At 42.7% G+C, this 2,359-nt stretch carries 4 protein-coding genes; all 4 read left to right on the forward strand.

Translation table 11 applies throughout. From position 1 onward, the window contains the following. The coding region (locus tag VLN09_RS07470; protein ID WP_325245176.1) for a TOBE domain-containing protein at positions 1-404 on the forward strand (404 nt) is incomplete at its 5' end. Continuing rightward, a complete protein-coding gene (potB, locus tag VLN09_RS07475) occupies positions 404-1,282 on the forward strand; it encodes a spermidine/putrescine ABC transporter permease PotB (RefSeq protein WP_325245178.1) in 879 nt (292 codons plus the stop codon). The genes VLN09_RS07470 and potB, both read left to right, overlap by 1 nt. Then, positions 1,282-2,124, forward strand: coding sequence for a spermidine/putrescine ABC transporter permease PotC (gene potC, locus VLN09_RS07480; protein ID WP_325245180.1), 843 nt, complete (start codon positions 1,282-1,284; stop codon positions 2,122-2,124). The genes potB and potC overlap by 1 nt, the downstream gene beginning before the upstream one ends. A 102-nt stretch (positions 2,125-2,226) precedes the next feature. Continuing rightward, positions 2,227-2,359 (forward strand): LysR family transcriptional regulator (locus tag VLN09_RS07485; RefSeq protein WP_325245182.1); only part of this gene is annotated, 133 nt, incomplete at its 3' end.

A 2,359-nucleotide genomic window follows, 5' to 3' on the forward strand; every position in this document is an offset into this window, starting at 1 on the left:
AGCCTGATCGCGATGGTCGCGTAACCAATGGCCGTATCGAAGTCGAGGTCTGCGAAGCACAAGTTCAAGACGAACCAACGCCTGTGCGTAATCTGCGTCGACCCGATTTTGCCAACGATGTCCAAGTCGGCGATATCGTCAATTTATTGCTGCGTCCTGAAGACCTGCGAATTTATGATCCTACTGACAAAACTCACGGCGGTTTATTAGGGCGAGTTATCGAAAGCAATTATAAAGGCAGTACCTTAGACTCTATTATTGAGCTGGCAAATGGTCATGTGATTAAAGCGTCTGAATTTTTTGATGAAGACGATCCAAGCTTTGATTATAAGTTGAATGAGGTGGTCAAAGTCTCATGGGTCGACGGCTGGGAATGGGTATTGCCAGAAGAGGATATCCACTAATGGCACGTACTGGCATCAGCAATAAAAGCCCTTTCCGTACGGCAACGCTATGGCTGATTTGGGGTTGGCTTCTTATCTTTGCGCTATTACCCAATATATTGGTCATTGCAGTCAGCTTTTTGACACGTGATAGCAGCGCTTTTATCAGCCTACCTGTCAGTATAGACAGCTATGTGCGCATGATTGACCCGCTTTATTTTGATGTCTTTATCCATTCATTATGGATGGCAGGGATTACTACGATTATTTGCTTATTACTCGGTTATCCTTTTGCTTGGTTTGTTTCTCGAGTGAGCAAACGCTGGCAGCCTTTATTGATGCTCATGCTGATATTGCCGTTTTGGACCAATTCACTGGTACGGACGTATGCACTAAAATTATTATTTGCCAATAATGGATTAATTAATAAATCATTATTAGCCATAGGTGTTATCGATACGCCCATTGATATTTTATATACCCAAGGCGCAGTAATTGCTGGTTTAACCTATTTATTATTTCCTTTTATGGTATTACCTTTATACGCAGTCTTTAGCGACTTGCGCAATGATATGCTGCTTGCCTCGCAGGATTTAGGTGCATCAAAACCGCAAACTTTTTGGCATGTGATACTACCGTTGACTACACCTGGAATTATCTCAGGAGTACTTTTGGTCTTATTACCGGCAATGGGTATGTTTTACGTAGCTGATATTTTGGGCGGTTCACGCAATTTATTGGTGGGTAATATTATCAAAAACCAGTTTTTAGATGCGCGAGATTGGCCATTTGGTGCAGCTGCTAGTGTGCTCTTAACGCTTGCTATGGCGGTATTATTACTTGCCTATCGTGCCAGTAGCCGCCGTATCGGTAAAACCGACTTTAATGAGGTGGCCTAATGTCTAATAGTTCACTAAATAATCAACGGCACCGCTCAACGAATAATAAATTGACGAAACACAAAAACCCCATCAAGTTTGGCAATATTGCCGCCAAAGGCTACCTTGGTCTGATTTATACCTTACTATATCTCCCTATCATCGTCTTGGTAGTGATGTCTTTTAATAAATCAAAAATTGGTTATAACTGGGGCGGCTTTAGTTTAAAGTGGTATGAGTCGTTACTCAATAATCAGGCAATGCTAGATGCCTTTTGGCATTCGATTGTTTTAGGTTTGGTTGCTGCTACGGTCTCAACCATCATCGGTACACTGACGGCACTTGCCTTACATCGTTATGATTTTCGCGGTAAAGGTTTATTAAATGGGCTACTATTTGTACTGATGATGTCACCTGAGATTGTCTTGGCGATATCGCTACTGGCGCTGTTTTTATTAATTGGCTTGCAGCTAGGTTTTGTATCGCTGCTACTGGCGCACATTACCTTTTGTTTACCTTTTGTGGTCATTACTGTCTTTGCAAGATTGAGCAGTCTGGATGAGCGCTTGATGGAAGCGGCACGTGATTTGGGTGCAAGTGAATCAATGATGGTACGGACAGTATTGATTCCTGTTATTTTCCCAGCGGTGATGGCAGGTTGGTTGCTCGCTTTTACATTGTCACTCGATGATGTGGTAGTCTCCACCTTTGTCACTGGTCCTAGCTATGAGATATTGCCGCTACGTATTTATTCCATGGTACGTGTCGGTCTCAAACCCGAGGTCAATGCGATTGGTACGATTCTGTTGGTTGCTTCATTAATCTTGGTAGTGATTTCACAGCTATTGCTACGTCGACGTTAATATTAGTTATGCTCTAATCAGTTTCGCCTATCGGTATAACAGGTGTAACTCTTATATTTGCTATACCCTATTTCTTTTTGACTTCGGTGGTTAGATTATTTTATGTTAGAGCTTCGTCATCTTAATACCCTAACTGCGCTACGAGCACACGGCTCGTTAGCTGCCGCTGCCGATGAGCTGCATGTCACTGCCTCTGCCGTCTCGCATCAGTTAAAAGAGCTAGAGAATTATTACG

It is taken from the genome of Psychrobacter sp. (assembly GCF_035469765.1).
In the GTDB taxonomy this organism is placed as follows: domain Bacteria; phylum Pseudomonadota; class Gammaproteobacteria; order Pseudomonadales; family Moraxellaceae; genus Psychrobacter.

Coding starts and splice junctions, on each gene's coding strand:
- potB (WP_325245178.1), top strand. CDS start 404: ATGGCACGTACTGGCATCAGCAATAAAAGCCCTTTCCGTACGGCAACG.
- potC (WP_325245180.1), top strand. CDS start 1,282: ATGTCTAATAGTTCACTAAATAATCAACGGCACCGCTCAACGAATAAT.